At 72.8% G+C, this 19,273-nt stretch carries 15 protein-coding genes and 1 pseudogene; 6 read left to right on the top strand and 10 right to left on the bottom strand.

The window, feature by feature from the left end:
- Positions 1-357 (top strand): annotated as a pseudogene (locus tag AB0G32_RS32215) (hypothetical protein); the annotation flags it as partial.
- 9 nt (positions 358-366) lie between these two features.
- On the opposite strand, the gene AB0G32_RS32210 reads toward AB0G32_RS32215, so the two are convergent.
- Positions 367-1,230 carry a DNA-formamidopyrimidine glycosylase family protein gene (locus tag AB0G32_RS32210; protein WP_361171412.1) on the bottom strand — a complete coding sequence of 288 codons (864 nt, stop codon included), beginning with the start codon at positions 1,228-1,230 and terminating at the stop codon, positions 367-369.
- Positions 1,231-1,273: 43 nt separating this feature from the next.
- The gene (locus tag AB0G32_RS32205; RefSeq protein WP_361171409.1) at positions 1,274-3,367 is read right to left on the bottom strand and encodes a SpoIIE family protein phosphatase; all 2,094 of its coding nucleotides are present in this window, start codon (positions 3,365-3,367) and stop codon (positions 1,274-1,276) included.
- A 102-nt stretch (positions 3,368-3,469) separates the two neighbouring features.
- Here AB0G32_RS32205 and AB0G32_RS32200 point away from each other — a divergent pair, with 102 nt between their 5' ends.
- Positions 3,470-4,882 (top strand): lipase maturation factor family protein, encoded by a 1,413-nt coding sequence (locus AB0G32_RS32200; RefSeq protein ID WP_361171406.1) that lies wholly within the window; start codon positions 3,470-3,472, stop codon positions 4,880-4,882.
- On the opposite strand, the gene AB0G32_RS32195 is transcribed toward AB0G32_RS32200, so the two are convergent.
- From AB0G32_RS32195 to AB0G32_RS32185, 3 genes are read right to left on the bottom strand one after another with little or no spacing between them, the layout of a single operon-like run.
- Positions 4,879-5,832, bottom strand: coding sequence for an aldo/keto reductase (locus AB0G32_RS32195; RefSeq protein WP_361171403.1), 954 nt, complete (start codon positions 5,830-5,832; stop codon positions 4,879-4,881). The genes AB0G32_RS32200 and AB0G32_RS32195 overlap by 4 nt on opposite strands.
- A complete protein-coding gene (locus AB0G32_RS32190) occupies positions 5,829-6,584 on the bottom strand; it encodes an SDR family oxidoreductase (protein ID WP_361171400.1) in 756 nt (251 codons plus the stop codon). Before AB0G32_RS32190 ends, AB0G32_RS32195 begins: the two co-directional genes overlap by 4 nt.
- Entirely contained in the window at positions 6,581-7,921 is a 1,341-nt protein-coding gene (locus AB0G32_RS32185) for an L-fuconate dehydratase (RefSeq protein ID WP_361171397.1), read from the bottom strand. The genes AB0G32_RS32190 and AB0G32_RS32185 overlap by 4 nt, the downstream gene beginning before the upstream one ends.
- Before the next feature lie 315 nt (positions 7,922-8,236).
- On the opposite strand from AB0G32_RS32185, the gene AB0G32_RS32180 reads away from it, so the two are divergent.
- The 3 genes from AB0G32_RS32180 to AB0G32_RS32170 all read left to right on the top strand — a co-directional run bounded on the left by AB0G32_RS32180 (position 8,237) and on the right by AB0G32_RS32170 (position 11,949).
- Positions 8,237-9,262, top strand: coding sequence for an amidohydrolase family protein (locus AB0G32_RS32180; protein ID WP_361171394.1), 1,026 nt, complete (start codon positions 8,237-8,239; stop codon positions 9,260-9,262).
- A 369-nt stretch (positions 9,263-9,631) separates the two neighbouring features.
- A complete protein-coding gene (locus AB0G32_RS32175; protein ID WP_361171391.1) occupies positions 9,632-10,552 on the top strand; it encodes an amidohydrolase family protein in 921 nt (306 codons plus the stop codon).
- Positions 10,553-10,587: 35 nt separating this feature from the next.
- Positions 10,588-11,949 carry an MFS transporter gene (locus AB0G32_RS32170; protein WP_361171388.1) on the top strand — a complete coding sequence of 454 codons (1,362 nt, stop codon included), beginning with the start codon at positions 10,588-10,590 and terminating at the stop codon, positions 11,947-11,949.
- 134 nt (positions 11,950-12,083) lie between these two features.
- Here AB0G32_RS32170 and AB0G32_RS32165 read toward each other — a convergent pair whose 3' ends face one another.
- Complete coding sequence (locus tag AB0G32_RS32165) at positions 12,084-12,566, bottom strand: GNAT family N-acetyltransferase (protein ID WP_361171385.1); 483 nt, start codon at positions 12,564-12,566, stop codon at positions 12,084-12,086.
- A gap of 48 nt (positions 12,567-12,614) precedes the next feature.
- Entirely contained in the window at positions 12,615-12,788 is a 174-nt protein-coding gene (locus AB0G32_RS32160; protein ID WP_361171382.1) for a hypothetical protein, read from the bottom strand.
- 413 nt (positions 12,789-13,201) lie between these two features.
- Between AB0G32_RS32160 and AB0G32_RS32155 the strand changes: the two genes are divergently transcribed.
- On the top strand, positions 13,202-13,642 hold the full coding sequence (locus tag AB0G32_RS32155; RefSeq protein ID WP_361171379.1) for a hypothetical protein: 441 nt from the start codon (positions 13,202-13,204) through the stop codon (positions 13,640-13,642).
- Positions 13,643-13,646: 4 nt separating this feature from the next.
- On the opposite strand, the gene AB0G32_RS32150 is transcribed toward AB0G32_RS32155, so the two are convergent.
- The 3 genes from AB0G32_RS32150 to AB0G32_RS32140 form a co-directional block, all read right to left on the bottom strand.
- A complete protein-coding gene (locus AB0G32_RS32150) occupies positions 13,647-15,149 on the bottom strand; it encodes an SDR family NAD(P)-dependent oxidoreductase (RefSeq protein WP_361171376.1) in 1,503 nt (500 codons plus the stop codon).
- A 135-nt stretch (positions 15,150-15,284) separates the two neighbouring features.
- On the bottom strand, positions 15,285-16,625 hold the full coding sequence (locus tag AB0G32_RS32145; protein ID WP_361171373.1) for a wax ester/triacylglycerol synthase family O-acyltransferase: 1,341 nt from the start codon (positions 16,623-16,625) through the stop codon (positions 15,285-15,287).
- A gap of 179 nt (positions 16,626-16,804) precedes the next feature.
- Complete coding sequence (locus tag AB0G32_RS32140) at positions 16,805-19,129, bottom strand: GH92 family glycosyl hydrolase (protein ID WP_361171370.1); 2,325 nt, start codon at positions 19,127-19,129, stop codon at positions 16,805-16,807.
- Between the last annotated feature and the right edge of the window lie 144 nt (positions 19,130-19,273).

Here is a 19,273-nt window from a genome sequence, read left to right as displayed (position 1 = left end):
TGCGTGGCGGCCGCGCCCGGTGTCGCGCTGCTCGCCGCGCCCGGCCAGCAGGCGGTGCGGGTCGCCGCCACCGACGCGCGGACCGGCGTATGGGCCCGGGTGACCGCCGAGAACCGGCCCTGGGGCAGCGGCGTCGAGATCGAGGTCCGGGACGGGGCGGGGCACCGGTCCTGCCGGCTCGTCGCCGTCGGCCGGGACGGCTCCGAGGCGACCGTGGCCGGATGGCACGTGTCCGGGCACGACGCCCGGCCCACCACCGTGCGCGGCGGCGCCGCCCTGCATCCCGGGGAGATCGCCCGCTACGAGGTGCGGGCCGACGACGGCCGGCCGCTGGTCTCCCTGCCCGGCGGGTCATAGCCGGCCGGGTCACTTCAGCAGCCGGGACAGCCGGCGGTCCGCCAGTGGCTTGCCGCCCGTCTGGCAGGTCGGGCAGTACTGGAGCGAGGAGTCGCTGAAGGAGACCTCGCGGATGGTGTCGCCGCACACCGGGCAGGGTTCACCGGTCCGGCCGTGCACCCGCAGGCCGCTCTTCTTCTCGGCCTTCAGCCGGCCGGCCGCCACCCCACGGGACCGCCCGACCGCCTCGGTGAGCGTGTCCCGCAGCGCCGTGTGGAGCCGGCTCAGCTCCTGCGGGGTGAGCGACGCGGCGAGTTTGAACGGGGACATCCGCGCCGCGTGCAGGATCTCGTCGCTGTAGGCGTTGCCCACCCCGGCGATCAGGCTCTGGTCCCGCAGCGCGCCCTTGAGCTGCCGTCGCTCGCCGTCGAGGAGGGCGGCCAGGCGGGCCTCGTCGAAGTCGTCGGCGAGCGGGTCCGGGCCGAGCCGGGCCACCCCGGGCACCTCGGCCGGGTCCCGCACCACATAGACGGCGAGCCGCTTCTGCGTGCCCGCCTCGGTCAGGTCGAACCCGGCACCGGTCTCCAGGGCGACGCGCAGCGCCAGGGGTCCCTTGCCGGGGCGGGGCAGACCGTCGGGCAGGCGGTCCTTCCAGTGCAGCCAGCCGGCCCGGGCCAGGTGGGTCACCAGACGCGGGCCGCCGTCGGTCGCCACGTCGAGGAACTTGCCGTGCCGGTGCACGGCGGCGACGGTGCGGCCCTCCAGGGCGGTGAGCGGCGGGTCGTAGGTCTTCAGGACGCTGATCGCCACCGGCAGGGTGCGGACGATCTCGTGGCCGGTGAGGTGCTCGGTCAGGAACTCCCTGAGCGCCTCGACCTCGGGCAGTTCGGGCATGTGTCCAGGGTGCCACCGGGGACCGACAGCGCCACCCCGCGCCTCACGGCGTCTCCCGCTCCCGCACCCGGAACTCCGACCACACGCACTTGCCGCCGCCCCGCGCCTCCACTCCCCACCCGTCCGTCAGCGTCTCCACCAGCAGCAGGCCCCGGCCACTGACGCCGGACTCGTCCGGCTCGCGGCGGCGCGGCAGGGCGCTGGAGGAGTCCTCGACCTCGATCCGCAGCCGGCGGTCGGCTCCGGTGAGGAGCCGCAGGGTGACGACGGCGGCGCCCTCGGTGTGCATCAGCGCGTTGGTGATCAGCTCGCCGGCGACGAGTTCGATCTCGTCGCCGTACTCGCCCGCGCCCCAGGCCCGGACCGCCGCCCGGATCAGATGGCGGGCCTCGGCCAGGGCCTCCGGGTCGCCGGGGGCCACGTGCTGCTGGAACCGGCCGTGGGAGCGCGGGGCCTCCAGGCCGCGGCGGCGCAGCAGGAGCAGCGCCACGTCGTCCTCGCCGCCGCGCTCCTCGGCCTCGCGGATGAGCAGGTCGGCGAGGTCGCGGACGTCCGCGGGCCCGGCGGCGACCGCGGCCGTCAGCGCCCGCATGCCGTCGCCGAGGTCGGTGCCGGGCTGTTCGACCAGGCCGTCGGTGCACAGCACCAGGGTGGCGCCGGGGTCGAGTTCGAGGGTGGCGACGGGACAGTCGAGCCGCCCGAACTCGGCGGACAGTCCGAGCGGCAGCCCGCCCGCCACCGGGACCCGGCGGCAGCTGCCGTCCGGCGCCCGGACCAGCGGGTCGATGTGCCCCGCGCGCACCACCTGGACCACGCCGGTGGCCAGGTCGGCCTCGGCGTACAGGCAGGTGGCGAAGCGGTCGGTGTCCAGTTCGTGCAGGAAGACGGAGGCCCGGGCCATCACGGTGGCGGGGGTGTGTCCCTCGGCGGCGTAGGCGCGCAGCACGATGCGCAGCTGGCCCATGACGGCGGCGGCGTGCGTGTCGTGGCCCTGGACGTCGCCGATCACGGCGCCGACCCGGCCCCCGGGCAGCGGGATCAGGTCGTACCAGTCGCCGCCGATGTCCCGGCCGAGCATGCCGCCGATGGTGGCGGCCCGGTAGCGGACGGCGATGTCGCAGCCGGGGACGGAGGGGATGGTGCGCGGCAGCATGGCCTGCTGGAGGCCGGCCGCGAGGTCCATCTCCTGCTCGTAGAGCATGGCCCGTTGCAGGCTCTGGGCGATGCTGCTGCCGAGCGCGACGAGCACGTTGCGGTCCTCCGGCGCGAAGCCGTGGCGGTCGCTGTAGAGCAGGCCGATGGCGCCGACCGGGCGGGCCTGCGCGATCAGCGGCAGGTAGGCGGCCGAGGTGATGTCCAGGTGGGTGATGTGCGGCCACAGCACCGGGTACCGCTCGGCGAACTCCTCGGGCGACTCGATGAACCGGGGCCCCAGGGTCCGCACCACCTCGCTCATCGGGTAGGGCTCGTCGATCCGGGTGACCCGGGTGCCGGGCACGAAGCTGTTCTCGGGGCCGTCGGCGACCAGCCGGATGCGGCCCGCCTCCACCAGGCCCATGACCAGGCTGGTGGCGCCCAGCCGGGTGAGTCCGTTGGTGTCCCGCAGCACCTCGATGACGTCGTTCACGGTGCGGGCGTGCGCGAGGGCGGCGGTGGCGGCGTCCACCACGTCGGTCAGCCGGCGGCGGGCCTCGTCGCGGACCGCGCGTTCGCGGTGCGACTCGATCTCGCCCAGTTCCTGGGTGGCGTCCCGCACGATGCCGAAGATCCGGCGCGGGCGGCCGGTGGCGTCGCGCCGGATGTAGCCCTGGGTGTGGGTCCAGCGCAGCCGGCCGTCGCGGCGGCGCAGCCGGAAGTAGGTGCCGTAGTTCTCGCTGCCGTCCTTGATGGCCTGGGCGACCAGCGCGTCCAGCCGGATGCCCTCCGTCCGGGGGACGCGCACGGACAGCGACTCCGGGCGCCCGTCGTACTCCTGCGGGCACAGGTCGAAGACCTGGTACGCCTGGGCGTCCATGTGGAAGAGGCCGCTCTCCAGGTCCCAGTCGAAGCTGCCCATGCGGTTCAGCGCCAGGATCGGGGCCGGGTGGGCGGGCCAGTCGTCCGGGAGGGACAGCTCACTCGCTCCCCGTTCGGCCATGAGCCAACCTTGCCAGCATTTGTCCGATTCCTCGACTCGTTCGGCCGACCGGACGGCGGGTAACCCGTACCCGACACACCGCCAACGAAGGAGTGCCCGGCCGTGGAATGGTTCACCGCACCCGAGTACTGGACCGGCCGGCTGGTCTTCCAGAAGGCGCTGGCCGGGGTGTACCTGGTCGCGTTCCTGACGGCCGCCCGCCAGTTCCGGGCGCTGATCGGCGAGCGCGGCATGCTCCCGGTGCCCCGGTTCGTGGCGCGGGTGCCGTTTCGGCGGGCGCCGAGCCTGTTCCAGTGGCGCTACTCGGACCGGCTCTTCGCCGGCTGCGCCTGGGCGGGCTGCGCGGTGGCGGTGGCGCTGCTGGCGGGGGCGGACGCGCTGCTGCCGCTGTGGGCGGCGATGCTGCTGTGGCTGGTGCCCTGGGCGCTGTACCTGTCCATCGTCAACGTGGGGCAGACCTGGTACGGCTTCGGCTGGGAGTCGCTGCTCCTTGAGACCGGGTTCGTCGCCGTGTTCCTCGGCAACGACGAGGTGGCGCCGCCGGTGGTGGTCCTCTTCCTGCTGCGCTGGCTGCTGTTCCGGGTGGAGTTCGGGGCCGGGCTGATCAAGTTGCGCGGCGACGAGTGCTGGCGCAGGCTCACCTGTCTGGACCACCATCACGAGACCCAGCCGATGCCGGGCCCGCTGAGCTGGTTCTTCCACCACCTGCCCCGCCCGCTGCACCGCGTCGAGGTGGCCGCCAACCACGTCACCCAGCTCGTCGTGCCGTTCCTGCTGTTCACCCCGCAGCCGGTGGCCACGGCCGCCGCCGCGCTGATGATCGTCACCCAGCTGTGGCTGGTGCTGTCCGGGAACTTCGCCTGGCTGAACTGGCTGACGATCGTGCTGGCCCTGCCGGCCGTCCGCTTCCCGTCCGACCCCCCGGCCCTGACCGCGACACCGCTGTGGTACGAGGTCGTGGTCCTGGCGGTGGCCGCGCTGCTGCTGGCGCTCAGCTGTCGCCCGGTCGCCAACATGCTGTCCCGGCGCCAGGTGATGAACCGTTCCTTCGACCCGTTGCACCTGGTCAACACCTACGGCGCGTTCGGCAGCGTCAGCCGGGTGCGGTACGAGGTGGTGATCGAGGGCACCGCCGACGAGGTGCCGCGCACGGACGGCGACTGGCGGGAGTACGAGTTCAAGGGCAAGCCCGGTGACGTGCGGCGCCGGCCGCGTCAGTTCGCCCCCTACCATCTGCGGCTCGACTGGATGATGTGGTTCGCCGCGCTGTCGCCCGCGTATGCCGGGCCGTGGTTCTCGGCGCTGGTGGAGCGGCTGCTGGAGAACGACCGGGACACGCTGCGGCTGCTGCGCCGCTCCCCGTTCCCGCCCGACGCGCCGCCGCGCCACGTCCGCGCCCGGCTGTTCCGCTACCGGTACACGACCTGGCGGGAACTGCGGCAGACGGGCGCCTGCTGGGAGCGGACGTATGTGCGCGAGTACCTGCCGCCGACCCGGCTGACGTCGCACCGCTAGCAGGGCACCGGCGCGGTTTGCGGGAGCAGCCCGTCCCGGCGCAGCTCCCGCCAGAACGCGGCGGGGACGGGCTCGGTGAACCGGTCGGCGCAGTCGTGCACCTCGGCGGCCGAGCGGGCGCCGGCCAGGACGCGGCCGACGGCCGGATGGGCGGCGCCGAAGGCGAGGGCGGCGGCCCGCAGCGAGGTGCCGTGCCGTTCGGCCAGGGCCTTCAGGCGCAGGGCGCGCGCCAGCACGTCGGCCGGTGCCCGGGTGTAGTCGAACGCCGCCGCGGGCCGGGGATCGGCCAGCAGACCGGAGTTGAAGATCCCGCCGAGGACGACGGTGGTGCCGCGGGCCGCGGCGGCCGGGAGCAGGTCGTCCAGCGCGCTGTGGTCCAGCAGGGTGTAGCGGCCGGCGCACAGCACCACGTCGACGTCGGTGTCGCGGACGAACCGGGTGAGCATCGCGGTCTGGTTCATGCCGGCGCCGATCGCCCCGACCACACCCTCGCGGCGGAGCTGCTCCAGCGCCGGGTAGCCCTCGCGGAACGCCGCTTCGGCGTGGTCGTCGGGGTCGTGCAGGAGGACGAGGTCCACGCGGTCCAGGCCGAGCCGGCGCAGGCTGGCGTCCAGGGTGCGCCGGATGCCGTCGGCGGTGAAGTCCCACACCCTGCGGTGGGTGGCGGGCACCGCGAAGCCGTGGGCCAGATCGTCGCCGCCCGCGTCGCAGGGCGCCAGCCTGCGGCCGACCTTGGTGGAGACCGTGTACTGGTCGCGGGGCCGCCCCCGCAGGGCCGCGCCGAGGCGCCGTTCGGACAGGCCGAGGCCGTAGTGCGGGGCGGTGTCGAAGCAGCGGATGCCGCGCTCCCAGGCGGCGTCCACCGTCTGGTACGCCTGCTCGTCGGTGACCTCGGTGTAGAGGTTGCCGAGGGCGGCGGTGCCGAGGCCGAGCCCGCCGAGCGGGTTCACCCGCCCGCCGGGCGCAGCCGCAGGCCCTGCATGCCGCCGTCCACGGCCAGCGCGGTGCCGGTGGTGGCGCCGGACAGCGGACTGGCCAGGTAGGCGATGGCGCCGGCCACCTCCTCGGCGCCGACCAGGCGGCCGATGGGCTGGCGGGCGGCGAGCGCGGCCCGTTCGGCGGCCGGGTCGGCGGCCCGGCCGAGGAGCCGGCCGATCCACGGGGTGTCGGCCGTGCCGGGGTTGACGCAGTTGACGCGGATGCCCTCGCGCACGTGGTCGGCGGCCATCGCGAGGGTGAGGGACTGGACGGCGCCCTTGGTGGCGCTGTACAGCACCCGCTGCGGCAGTCCGGCGGTGGCGGCGATGGACGAGGTGTTGACGATCGCCGCGTGCGCGGACCGGCGCAGGTGCGGCAGGGCGGCCCGGGCGACCCGGACCATGCCGATCACGTTGACGTCCAGCACGCGGTGCCACTCGGCGTCGTCGTTGTCCTCGACGCCGCCCTGAGCGCCGATGCCCGCGTTGTTGACCAGGATGTCGAGTCCGCCGAGTCCGGCGGTGGCGGCGGTGACCGCGGCGCGCACCGAGGCGTCGTCGGTGACGTCGGCGCGGTGCGCGAGGAGGGGTTCACCGACCGTCGATATGTCGATGTCCAGGACGGCGACGGCCGCGCCGCGCGCGGTGAGCAGTTCGGCGGTGGCCCGTCCGATGCCGGCGGCGCCGCCGGTGACCAGCGCCCTGAGTCCGTCGAAGTCGTTCATGCCGTCCGCCCTTCGGTCCGCTCGGCGTCGGCGGCCCAGAAGGCGCCGCCGGGGTAGGTGTACCGGGCGATCGACTCGGGCCGCAGGGCGGCCGAGAAGCCCGGCGCGGTGGGTGCCGCGTAGTGCCCCGCGCGGATCACCACCGGGTCGAGGAAGTGGTCGTGCAGATGGTCGACGTACTCGACGACCCGGTCCTCGGTGGTGCCGGACAGCGCCACGTAGTCGAACATCGCCAGGTGCTGGACGAGTTCGCACAGGCCCACCCCGCCGGCGTGCGGGCAGACCGGGACGCCGTACTTGGCGGCGAGCAACAGGATCGCGAGGTTCTCGTTGACGCCGCCGACCCGGGCCGCGTCGAGCTGCACGATGTCGACCGCGCCGGCCTGCAGGAGCTGTTTGAACACCACCCGGTTGTGGGCGTGTTCGCCGGTGGCCACCTTCACCGGGGCGACCGCCCGGCGGACCGCGGCGTGCCCCAGTACGTCGTCGGGGCTGGTGGGTTCCTCGATCCAGTAGGGGTCGAACCCGGCGAGCGCGTTGGTCCAGCGGATGGCCTCGGGGACGTCCCAGCGCTGGTTGGCGTCGAGGGCGAGGCGCACGTCGGGGCCGACCGCGGCGCGCGCCACCCGGCAGCGCCGGACGTCGTCGTCGAGGTCGGCGCCGACCTTGAGCTTGATCTGCCGGAAGCCGTCGGCGACCGCCCCGGCGGCGAGCCGGGCGAGTTTGGCGTCGTCGTAGCCGAGCCAGCCCGGGGAGGTGGTGTAGGCGGGATAGCCGGTGGTCAGCAGGTGTTCGGTGCGCTCGGCGGCGCCCTTGCGGCCGCGGCGCAGCAGGTCCAGGGCCTCGTCGGGGGTGAGCGCGTCGGTGAGGTAGCGGAAGTCGATCTGGGCGGTCAGCCACTCGGGTTCGGCGTCGGCGAGCAGCCGCCACAGCGGCCGGCCGGCGCGTCTGGCGGCCAGGTCCCAGACCGCGTTGACGACCGCGCCGATCGCCATGTGCATCACCCCCTTCTCCGGTCCCAGCCAGCGCAGTTGGCTGTCCGAGGTCAGGTCCCGGTAGAGCGTGCCTGGGTCGGCGCACAGGTCGGCGACGGACCGGCCGAGCACGTGGTGGCGCAGCGTGTGGATCGCGGCGACCTGCACGTCGTTGCCCCGCCCGATGGTGAACGCGAAGCCGTGTCCCTCCGGTTCACCCGGCTCGTCGGCGCGCAGCACGACGTAGGCGGCCGAGTAGTCGGGGTCCGGGTTCATCGCGTCGGAGCCGTCGAGTTCGCGGGAGGTGGGGAACCGGATGTCATAGGTGTCGACGGCGGCGATACGAGCATCGGTGGCGGGCACGCGGCTCCTCGGGGTGAGTGACCAGTTCCCGCATATTTATCAGACCTATCCGGGGGTCCGGCACCCCTCAACCAGGAGAAATGCCGGTTAGGTCCCGTAACGGACGACAAAGTCATCGGACCATTCACCGGATCACCGGCCCGTCGCACCGGACCGTCCGGCCGCCGGCCCCCATACCGCCGGATCGCTCCGCCCGAACGGAAACTTTGCCGGAACATATTGTCAACAATTTCGTTGGCCGTTACGTTGAACCTGGTCCACGCCTCGTCATCGTCACCGACTCCGGGCGACTCCCCACAGCAGTCAGGAACAGCCATGATCATCGATTGCCACGGCCACTACACCACCGCTCCCGGGGCGCTGGCGGCCTGGCGCGACCGGCAGATCGCCGGACTCGACGACCCCGCGGCCGCGCCCGTCCGCGCCGACCTGTCGATCAGCGACGACGAGCTGCGCGAGAGCATCGAGCCGAACCAGCTCCGCCTCATGGACGAGCGCGGCATCGACCTGACGGTCTTCTCCCCGCGGGCCTCCTTCATGGCACATCACGTGGGCGACTTCAAGACATCGGCCGAGTGGGCGTCGATCTGCAACGAGCTGTGCTTCCGGGTCAGCCGCCTCTACCCGGAGCGGTTCGCCATGGCGGCCATGCTGCCGCAGTCCCCGGGCGTCGACCCGGCCAGCTGCGTCCCCGAGCTGACCCGCTGCGTCGAGGAGTACGGCGCCGTCGCGCTCAACCTGAACCCGGACCCCTCCGGCGGACACTGGACGGCTCCCCCGCTCACCGACCGCTCGTGGTACCCGGTCTACGAGAAGATGGCCGAGTACGACATCCCCGCGATGGTGCACGTCAGCACCAGCGTGAACCCCGCGTTCCACACCACCGGCGCGCACTACCTCAACGCCGACACCACGGCGTTCATGCAGCTGGTCCAGGGCGACCTGTTCAAGGACTTCCCCACCCTGAAACTGGTCATCCCGCACGGCGGCGGCGCGGTCCCCTACCACTGGGGCCGGTTCCGCGGCCTGGCCATGGCGCTGGGCAAGCCGGAGCTCACGGAGCACGTGCTGAACAACGTCTTCTTCGACACCTGCGTCTACCACCAGCCGGGCATCGACCTGCTCCTGGAGGTCGTACCGCCGAAGAACATCCTGTTCGCCTCCGAGATGATCGGCGCGGTCCGCGACATCGACCCGTGCACCGGCTTCCACTTCGACGACACCCGGCGCTACGTCGAGGCGGCCAAGCTGCCCGCCGAGCACCAGTCGGCGATCCAGGAGCACAACACCCGCACCGTCTACCCTCGACTGGACGCCCTGCTCAAGAGCCAGGGCCGCTGACACCCGGGCGGCGGGGGCACGGCCCCGTTCCCCCGCCGCCACCCCCCACCCCGTACCCCGCCCGCCCTTCCGTTCCCCTTCGCTCGCCATTCCGTTTCCTTCGCGTCGCCGCCCGCCGCCTCCCCCGCGCGCCGGTCCGCGAATGCCTCCCCGGCCGTCGTTGCCCGGGGCCGGTGCACAGGGCCGCCCGACGACCCCGCGGCTCCCCGCCCCCCGCTCGCCGGCCCCGCCCCACCCGAACGCTCCCCGGGCCCCCGTCCCCGGTCCGGCGGCTTCGCACCGAGCACCCGGCACCAGGCACGACAGCCACACCGACCGCACGGCCGCACCGGCCGGGCCCCGGGACCGCTCGTGAAAGGAACGACCGAAATGCCCGACCTCGCCCCCAAGACCCCCGGCTGGCTCGACTGGTACGCCGGGCCCGCCAAGCCCGCGTTCCAGCTCCCGGCCGGGGCCGTCGACGCGCACTGCCACGTCTTCGGACCGCAAGGAGAGTTCCCCTTCGCGCCGGAGCGCAAGTACACCCCCTGCGACGGCGGCAAGAAGGACCTGTTCGCGCTCCGTGACCACCTGGGTGTCTCCCGCAACGTCATCGTGCAGGCCACCTGTCACGGCGCGGACAACTCGGCGATGGTGGACGCGGTCCGCGCGGCCGGCGGCCGGGCCCGGGGCGTCGCCACCGTCCGCCCGGACGTCACCGACGCCGAACTGCGCGCGCTGGACGAGGCCGGGGTACGGGGCGTCCGCTTCAACTTCGTGCGCCGCCTGGTCGACACCTCGCCCGAGGAGGACCTGCGGACCATCGCGGCCCGGATCGCCCCGCTGGGCTGGCACATCGTGCTCTACTTCGAGGCCGCCGACCTGCCCGACCTGGAGGACTTCTTCGCCTCCCTGCCCGCCCCGCTGGTCATCGACCACATGGGCCGCCCGGACGTGACCAAGCCGGTGGACGGCCCCGAGTTCTCCCGCTTCCTGCGCTTCGTGGACCGCAACGACGTCTGGGTCAAGGTGAGCTGCCCGGAGCGGCTGACCGTGACCGGCCCGGCCGCGCTGGACGGCGAGCGGCACGCGTACACCGACGTCGTGCCGTTCGGCCGCCGCGCGGTCGAGGAATTCCCGGACCGGGTGCTGTGGGGCACCGACTGGCCGCACCCCAACCTCAAGGACCACATGCCCGACGACGGGCTGCTGGTCGACCACATCCCGCACATCGCTCCCACCCCGGAGCTGCGGCACAAGCTGCTGGTCGCCAACCCGATGCGCCTGTACTGGCCCGAAGAAGCCGTCTGACCACCCCCGTCCCCCATACCGCAAGGGCACCTCGCATGCACCGCGTCAACGCTCTCAACCGGCTGGACAGGCTGCCGGTCTCCCGGTTCCACAAGATGACCCTGCTGGCGGTGTCGTTCGCGTACTTCTTCGAGTTCGCCGACATCAACAGCTTCTCCGTCACCGCACCCAAGCTGATCAAGCTGTGGGGCGTCACGGTCGACCAGGTCGCCTACGTGACCTCCCTGTCGTTCGTCGGCATGTTCATCGGCTCGATCGTCGCCTCCAACATCGCCGACCGGTGGGGCCGCAAACGCGCCCTGATGCAGACGACGGTCTTCTTCGGCTTCTTCTCCTTCCTCTCGGTCTTCTCCTGGGACCTGGTCTCGCTCGGCGTCTTCCGCGTGCTGACCTCGGCGGGCCTGTCCGCGATGACCGTCGTGGCGGTCATCTACGTCGCCGAGATGTACCCGGCGGCCGTCCGCGGCCGGTACCAGGCGTACGCCATCGTCATCGGCATCTGCGGCACCCCGGTCACCAGCCTGATCGCCAGCCAGGTGGTCCCGCTCAGCGACTGGTCCTGGCGCCTGGTGTTCCTGTGGGGCTCGCTGGGCATCCTGCTGGTCTTCTTCACCCGCCACCTCAAGGAGTCGCCGCGCTGGCTGGAGAGCCGCGGCAAGCACGAGGAGGCCGAGCGGGTACTGGGCGAGATCGAGGCGCTGATCACCGCCGAGAAGGGCCCGCTGCCCGAGCCGGCCCCGCCGGTCGAGGAGGCCCCGGTCTCCAAGGTGCCGCTCAAGCTGCTGCTCCAGAAGAAGTACCTGCTGCCCACCCTGCTGCTCACGGTCGTCTGGGTCACCCAGACCATCGGCTTCTTCGGCTACTCCAGCTGGGCCCCGACCCTGCTGGCCAAGGAAGGCTTCAGCGTCGAGGACTCGGTCTTCTACGTCGCCCTCACCACCGTCGGCGCGCCGCTCGGCTCCTACCTGGCCGCGCTGGTCACCGACCGGTTCGAGCGCAAGTGGTGCCTGGTCGCCTTCGGCACGGTGATCGCGGTCTGCGGCCTGTTCTACGGGCTCACCTTCAACCCGGCGCTCATCATCGTCTTCGGTTTCCTGGTGAACCTGTTCGAGCGCGGCTACACCGCCCTCGGCTACGCCTACTCGCCCGAGCTGTTCGACACCCGCAGCCGCTCGCTGGGCACCGGCGTCTCCTACGGGCTGGGGCGGCTGTCCAACGCCGCCGGGCCGCTGGTCGTCGCGGCGCTCTACAACAGTCACGGCTACCAGAGCGTGTTCTACTTCATCGCCGGTTCCTGGCTGGTCGGTGCGATCGTCCTCGCGATCTTCGGGCCGCGCACCCGGGCCGCCCGGCAGGCGGCGGCCGCGGCGGCCACGGCGCAGAAGACGCCCGCTTAGGGCCTGTCGTCTGGATCGGGCGTTTGGATCAGGCGTTTGGATCAGGCGTCTGGATCAGGCGTCTGGATCGGGGCGCAGGACATCGGCGGCCGCCGGCCGAGCAGCCGCGGGAACAACGCTGCGGGTCAATATGTCTAGAGGGCGCGGTACATGATGTGCAGGCCGACCAGCCCGTGCCGGGGGTGTTCGAACGCCGCCGGCACGGTGCCGAGGACGGTGAAGCCGAGGGAAGTCCACAGCTTCACCGCCGGGTTGGTCTCCACGACGGCGTTGAAGACCATGCCCCGGTAGCCCCGCGTCCTCGCCTCGGCCAGCACGTGCTCGGCGAGGGCGCGGCCGATCCCGCGGCCCGCGTGCTCCGGGTCCACCATGAAGCCCGCGTTGGCGACGCGGGCGGCGGGCCCGCCGTAGTTGGGGGTGAGGTAGGCCGAGGCGACGATCGCGCCGGATGCGTCCTCGACGACGTAGACGCGCTTGGCGGGGTTCATCCACAGCCGCCGGGCGTCCTCCTCGGCGGTCTCCGGGTCCCAGGCGTAGGTCTCGCCGGCGGCGACGACGCGGTGCCAGAACGGCCAGATGCGCGGCCAGTCGCCGGCCGTTGCTTCCCTGATCGGCATGGGCGCGAGTCTGGCACGCCCATGCCGGGAGGCACTCGCCCGGGGTGCTCAGTCGACGCTGGGCAGGATGTGGGGCTCGGCGAGGTCGTCCTCGTAGCCCGCCAGGCGGATCGGGGCGGACCTGGCCCACACGTCGAGGCTGCCGAGCTCGCCGGGCCGGCGGCCGGCCGGCCCGGTGCGTTCCTTCGGGCGTTCCTCGGTCTTCGTCTTCTCCGGTGTCACCGCGCACTCCTTATGTGTCGGGTCACCCTCGGGCCTCGCCGGTCAGTCTGCCGCCGGCGCCTGACGCCCGCTGGGGTGTCGGTCAAGAGCAGTTCGGACGCGGTGGCGCCGGTCAGTCGGGACGGACCATGGGTGTGGGTAGGGCCCGTGCTGCTGTTCATCCGCTTCAGACTAACCAAATGAGCGGGGGTCCGCTCTATGGCGCTGCAAACTCCTGGTAATCATCATGCTTCGCCCCGCGCACAGTTGAGTCGGGAGTACTCCCTTTTGTCACATATCGTTCACAAAAGGGGCTCACTCGTTCGGCGTAGTGCGCCGGGGCAGTTCAGCCGGCGTTGGCCACGCCGCAAGGTCGTCATGGTGTGCTGCGGTGCGCAAGGGCCGGATCGCGACAGAGCGCGGAGGACTGACGCGTGGAGCTGCGCAGCGTCGAGGAGCTGATGGACCTGCTGTACGCCTGCCGGGAGGCCGCCGTTCCCGGCGGCGGCCCGGCCGATGCGCACGGCCACGCCCTGCGGACCGCCGCACTGCTGCGCCGCGGCCGCCCCGCCGACAAGGAGTTGCAGGTCGCCGGTCTGGTGCTGGCCGTGGGCGGGCTGCTGTGGCCCGGCGACCCGGCCGGCCGCGCCGGGCGCACCGCCGGCGCGGTGCGCGCCCTGCTCGGTGAGCGGGTCGCCCGGCTCGTCGCCCGCCGGGCGGACCCGGACGCCGCCGCCGACGACGACCTGCGCAGGCTGCGCGAGGCGGAGGAGGAGGGCCGCACCGCCGTCTTCGACGCCGGGGTGCTGGAGGACTGGCGCACGGTGCTGGAGCTGGTGGCGGCCCGCAACTCCCGGCTGGGCGCGGGCGGCTGACCACTCACCACTTGCCGGGCGCGTAGTCCTTCAGGAAGACGCCGTACAGGTCCTCGCCCGCCTCGCCGCGCACCACCGGGTCGTATACCCGGGCCGCGCCGTCGACCAGGTCGAGCGGGGCGTGGAAGCCCTCCTCGGCGAGGCGCAGCTTGTCGTAGTGGGGGCGTTCGTCGGTGATCCAGCCGGTGTCGACCGAGGTCATCAGGATGCCGTCGGTCTCGAACATCTCCTGCGCGCTGGTCCGCGTCACCATGTTCATCGCGGCCTTGGCGGCGTTGGTGTTCGGGTGGCCCGCGCCCTTGTAGCCGCGGGCGAACACGCCTTCCATCGCCGAGACGTTGACGACGTAGGCGCGCTTGGAGGGCGCTTTGCGGGCGGCGTCGGCCATCGCCGGGCGCAACTTGCTGATCAGGATGAACGGCGCCGTGTAGTTGCACAGCTGGGTCTCCAGCAGCTCCACCGGGGAAATCTGCTCGATGCTCTGCACCCAGGTGTTGCTGTCGACGACGTCGGGGACCAGGCCGCCGGCGTCGATGGCGGTGCCGTCGAGGTGCCGGGCGACGCTGGCGTTGCCCGCGACCAGGGCGAGGTCGGCGACCTGCTGCGGGGCCAGTGCGCCGATCCCGGCGGGCAGTGCGGTCAGCCCGTCGACGGCGCCGGAGCCGAAGGCACCGATGACGTGCCGGGCGGGCAGCTCACCGGCGGGCGGCGGGGCGCTCTCGCCCTCGACCAGGGCGGCGTACGCGGAGGGCAGCCGGCGTACGGTCTGGGTCGCGTTGTTGATCAGGATGTCGAGCGGCCCCTGGTCCGCCACCCGGTCGGCCAGCGCGACGGCCTGGGCGGGGTCGCGCAGGTCGATGCCGACGACCTCCAGGCGGTGGATCCAGTCCCCGGAGTCGTCCATGGCCTTGAAGCGGCGCACGGCGTCCCCCGGAAAGCGGGTGGTGATGGTGGTGTGCGCGCCGTCGCGCAGCAGCCTGAGCGCGATGTACATGCCGATCTTGGCGCGGCCGCCGGTGAGCAGGGCCCGCTTGCCGGTGAGGTCGGCGCGGGCGTCGCGGCGCATCCGGTTCTCGGCGGCGCACGGCGGGCAGAGCTGGTGGTAGAAGTAGTCGACCTCGACGTACCGCTGCTTGCAGGTGTAGCAGGAGCGGGGCCGCTGGAGTATCCCCGCGATGGTGCCCTCCTCCGTGCGGGAGGAGGGCAGGATGCCCTCGGTCTCGTCGTCGATGCGCTCCGCCGAGCCGGTGGCGGTGGCCTCGGTGACCGCCTTGTCGTGGGCGGTCTTGGCGGCCCGGCGCTCCTGGCGGCGGCGCTGCTTGACCGTGCGGTAGATGTGCGAGGTGGCCCGGCGGACCGCGATCGCGTCGGGGTGGTCGACCTCGATGCGGTCGAGTTCCGCCAGCACGTCGAGGCAGACGGCGAGCCGCTCGGGGTCGATGCCGGGGCCGTACCCGGACGCGTCCACCTCGTCCGTGGCCGTCGAACCGTCCTGTGTCACCGTCATCGCCGCTGCCGTTCCCTGGTCACCCGTGCGGCGCTCCGTTGTGCGTCCGCTGTCGAACGCCGGATTTTACGCGAGCGCGGGGCCCGGCCGCCAAACGTCTCGCGCGGGGGTGGTCCGAGGGGCCGCCACCCCGGGTCAGGGTCCGCAGGCCCGCAGCAGGGCCGCCAGCTCCTCGGTCACCGCGTGGGCGAGCCGGTCGAGGTCGGGGACGGCCGCGGCGTCCGCGATCAGGCCGTAGTGCACCCGTCCCCGGTACGTCGAGACCGCGACGGCCAGCGAGTGGCCCCGGGCCAGCGGTGCGAACGGGCAGATCTCGGTGAGCGGGTGGCCGCCGAGCCGCAGCCCCAGGCTGGGCAGCGGCACGCTGGTGACCAGGATGTCGAACCAGAGCCGGGCCGCCTGGCCGACCAGTGGGCCGCCGAGCCGGTGGCCGAGGGCCGGGACGTGGTCGGCGAGCAGCGCCACCGCGCCCGCGCCCCGGGCCGGTCCGGCGTCCTTGTTGCGGTCCATCGCGGCGCGGACCGTGCCCAGCCGGGAGAGCGGGTCGGGGTCGCCGACCGGGAGCCGTATCAGGTAGCCGGAGAGCCGGTTGCCCTGCGGGTGGGCGGTGCGCGGGCGGCGCTGGGAGACCGGGATCAGCGCACGCGGCGCCACTCCCTCGCTGCCGTCGCCGCGCTCGTCCAGCCAGCGGCGCAGCGCCCCCGCGACGACCGCGATCAGCACGTCGTTGACGGTGCCGCCCTCGGCCTTGCGGACCCGGTGCACGTCGTCCAGGTCCAGGCTGACGCCGGTGGTGCGGCGGGTGCCGGAGGACTCGGCGGTGAGCGCGGCGGACGAGCGCACGTCGAGGGTGGACAGGGCGACGGAGGCGCCGATGTCCAGGGCCCGCCCGGCGTCGCTGAGCGCGCCGCGCAGCAGCGACGGCAGGGCGCGCACGTCCGGCAGCGGACCGCGTTTCGGCGGGGCGGGGCGGGGCCGCGGCGCGGGCAGGTCCATCGGGTCCAGGACGGCGGCGGCCAGCCCGAGCGCCCGCAGCCCGTCGGCCAGCGCGTGGTGGAACTTGAACAGCACGGCGAAGGAGACCCCGTCCTCCCCCGGCAGCACATGCGCCTCCCACGGCGGCCGGTCCCGCGCCAGGGGGCGCTGCATGAGGCGGCCCGCCACCGCGTGGAAGTCGGCGGCCGGGGCGTGCAGCCGGACGTGGTCGAGCGGGTCGAAGTCCGGGGCCGGCTCCCGGGCGGCGCCGCCGAACGAGAACGGCTGCCGCAGGGCGAGCGGTGGCTGCCACACGTCCCGGATGCGCATCCGCAGTCCGGGCACGCCCGCCGCGCGCGCGGCCAGCAGGTCCGCCGCGTGCGCTCCCGCGGTGGGTGAGTGGGCCGAGAAGACGCCGAGTGCCCCCAGGTGCATGGGGTGCTCGGCGGACTCGATGTTCCAGAACGCCAGATCGAGGGGAGCGAGCAGGTCGGAAGTCAAGGGCTTGCCTCGCGATGTCGCGGACGGATGGATCGCGGACGGATGTTTCGCGGACGGATGGAGACAAGCAGTCAATCGCTCCTCGACGATTACGGTCAAGTACGATCAAGCTACGCACAGTTAACAACGGATTAAGTCCCGCCCCTCCGAGAGGGGCGGGACTCATGGGGCGTCTGCGGTCAGTTCAGCGCGGGTGGCGCCGCCTGGGGTGACGTTCCCCACCCGGACGGCTGCGGGCCGACCGTGAACCCGAGCGACCGCACCGAGCGCAGCGCGTCGGTGGTCAGATAGGTCCGCTGGTACGCCTTGCCGTCGGTGCGGGCGGTCTGGACGTACCGGTCGGTGTCCGAGGTGCCGGGGGCGGTGATGGTCAGGGCGCCGCGCGGGTAGTAGCGGCGGTCCAGGGTCAGGTCGACCCGGTCGAAGACGGGCGTGGACAGCCCCCAGGTGTCGTAACCGGGCTGGATCGGGAAGATCCCGATCGAGGACAGCACGTTCCAGGCGGACATGGTGCCCAGGTCGTCGTTGCCGGTCATGCCGGTCGGGGTGTCGGTGAACAGGGTCAGCGCGGCGTGCACCACGTCGGTGGTCTTCCAGGGCTGCCCGGTGGACAGATAGGTGTACGGGGCGATCAGGTCGGGCTCGTTCTGCGGGTTGTACTTGTCGGCGTTGTAGTACTCGTACGGCCCGTTGACCCACACGTCACGGGCGGTGCCCGCCGGGTCGGCCAGCAGCTGGTCGTAGGCGAAGAAGGAGTCGAGGCGCTCGTTCGCCGCGTCCGTGCCGCCGATGAGGTCGATCATGCCGGGCAGGTCCTGCGGCACGAGCCACTGGTACTGCCAGGAGGTGCCCTCGTGGAAGCCCTCGCTCTGCGCCGGGTCGGCCGGACCGGTGAAGGCGCCGGCGGCGTCCCGGGCGCGGAAGAAGCCGGTCGAGGCGTCGAAGACGGTGCGGTAGTTCTGGGCCCGCTCGGCGTACCGGGCGGCGTCCGCGTCGTGGCCGAGGTCACCGGCCATCTCCGCGAGCATCGCGTCGGACAGGGCGTACTCCAGGGTCGCGGAGCCGCCGTGGTCGTAGTCGGAGTCACCGGGCTTGGCGTGCGGGCGGCCCTTGACGTAGGGCGCGTAGCCGTCGGCGAGGTACTCCAGGTTGGCCTCCCGGCCCACCGCCGGGGAGCCGGCGGGCGGCACCCCGTCGGCGTTCTTCTTCAGCGCCCGGTACGCCTGCTCCTCGTAGCCCTTGAGCAGACCCTGCTGGTAGGCGTTGGTGAGGAAGGGGGTGACCGGGTCGCCGGTCATGATGTTGGTCTCGACGGTGCCGTAGCCCCACTTGGGCAGCCAGCCGCTCTGCTCGTCGATCTTGAGGACCGAGACCGCCATGTCCCGGGCCTGCCGCGGCGCGAGCAGGGAGAGCAGCTGGGACTGGGTGCGGTAGGTGTCCCACAGCGACCAGTTCTGGTAGTACGTGAAGCCCTTCGCCCGGTGTTTCTCCTGGTCCCAGCCGGTGTAGCGGCCGTCCACGTCGCTGCCGATGTTGGGCGCGAGGAAGGACCGGTACAGGGACGAGTAGAAGGTACGGCGCAGGGTGTCGTCGCCGCCCTGGACGCGGACGTCGTCGAGGCGGTCCTCCCAGGTGCGGTCGGCCGCCTTCCGTACGGCGTCGAAGGAACGGCCGCCCTCGGCCCGGAGGTTGAGCGCGGCGCCGTGCGCGTCCACGTAGGACAGCGCGGTGGTCGCCTCGACGGTCCGGTCCTCGGTCGTGTCGAAGCGCAGGTAGGCGCCGTCCGCGCCGGTCTTCGCCCCGGGGGTCACGGTGGACCCCTGCCAGGTGCCGTACGCGGTGAAGGGCCGGTCGAACCGGGTGACCGTGTAGACGGTGTACGGCTCGGTGTCCTGGCAGAAGCCGCTGCCGGTGATGGCGGTGCGCACGGTCCGGCTGTCCAGGATCTCCACGGCGGTGGAGACCGTCCGGTGCAGCGACTGGCCGGCGTTGAGCAGCACGTTGGCCTTGTCGGTGTCCGGGAAGGTGTAGCGCTGCACACCGGTGCGCCCGGTCGCGGTCAGCTCGGCCTCGATGCCGGAGTCCAGGCCGACCCGGTAGTAGCCGGGGCTCGCCGTCTCGTCGTCGTGGCTGAAGCCGGCGGCGTACTTGGTGTAGTCCGTCTCGGTGACGTCCCCGGTGGTCGGCAGCACCGGCAGGTCGCCGCCGAGTCCGCAGCCGACGCCGGAGAGGTGGACCAGGGAGAAGCCCCGGATGTGATCGTTGGAGTAGTCGTAGCCGACGTTGTGGCCGGTGTCCGGGGAGAACTGCACCATGCCGAAGGGCACGGCGGCGCCCGGGTAGGTGTTGCCCTCGTTCTCGGTGCCGATGAAGGGGTTGACCAGGCCGGTCAGGGGGCCGTCGGGGGCGGTGGCCGCCTGTGCGGCGGGGGCGGCGAGGGCGGCCCCCATCAGGGTGGCGGCCGCGGTGAGCGCCGCGCCGCGCAGTCGGTGGGTCCATCTCATGTGGGGTGCCTCCAGGCGGGGGGCTTCGCGTGGCTGCCGGGTGCGGGTCCGTGGCGGCTGGTCGCGCTCGCGCGGCGGAGCCGCATGTCGATGGAGGCCCGTGCCCCCGGACAGGCGGATCACCGCACCCGGCGTTCTGTCGTT

The organism is Streptomyces sp. NPDC023723, from assembly GCF_040639815.1.
GTDB lineage: Bacteria > Actinomycetota > Actinomycetes > Streptomycetales > Streptomycetaceae > Streptomyces.
This window is presented reverse-complemented; position numbering and strand designations above follow the sequence as displayed.

What these genes read in the sequence shown, in the direction of transcription:
- AB0G32_RS32140 (WP_361171370.1), bottom strand. Translation starts at nt 19,129, where the DNA reads ATGAGATGGACCCACCGACTGCGCGGCGCGGCGCTCACCGCGGCCGCC.
- AB0G32_RS32210 (WP_361171412.1), bottom strand. Translation starts at nt 1,230, where the DNA reads ATGCCCGAACTGCCCGAGGTCGAGGCGCTCAGGGAGTTCCTGACCGAG.
- AB0G32_RS32150 (WP_361171376.1), bottom strand. Translation starts at nt 15,149, where the DNA reads ATGACGGTGACACAGGACGGTTCGACGGCCACGGACGAGGTGGACGCG.
- AB0G32_RS32165 (WP_361171385.1), bottom strand. Translation starts at nt 12,566, where the DNA reads ATGCCGATCAGGGAAGCAACGGCCGGCGACTGGCCGCGCATCTGGCCG.
- AB0G32_RS32190 (WP_361171400.1), bottom strand. Translation starts at nt 6,584, where the DNA reads ATGAACGACTTCGACGGACTCAGGGCGCTGGTCACCGGCGGCGCCGCC.
- AB0G32_RS32205 (WP_361171409.1), bottom strand. Translation starts at nt 3,367, where the DNA reads ATGGCCGAACGGGGAGCGAGTGAGCTGTCCCTCCCGGACGACTGGCCC.
- AB0G32_RS32170 (WP_361171388.1), top strand. Translation starts at nt 10,588, where the DNA reads ATGCACCGCGTCAACGCTCTCAACCGGCTGGACAGGCTGCCGGTCTCC.
- AB0G32_RS32175 (WP_361171391.1), top strand. Translation starts at nt 9,632, where the DNA reads ATGCCCGACCTCGCCCCCAAGACCCCCGGCTGGCTCGACTGGTACGCC.
- AB0G32_RS32180 (WP_361171394.1), top strand. Translation starts at nt 8,237, where the DNA reads ATGATCATCGATTGCCACGGCCACTACACCACCGCTCCCGGGGCGCTG.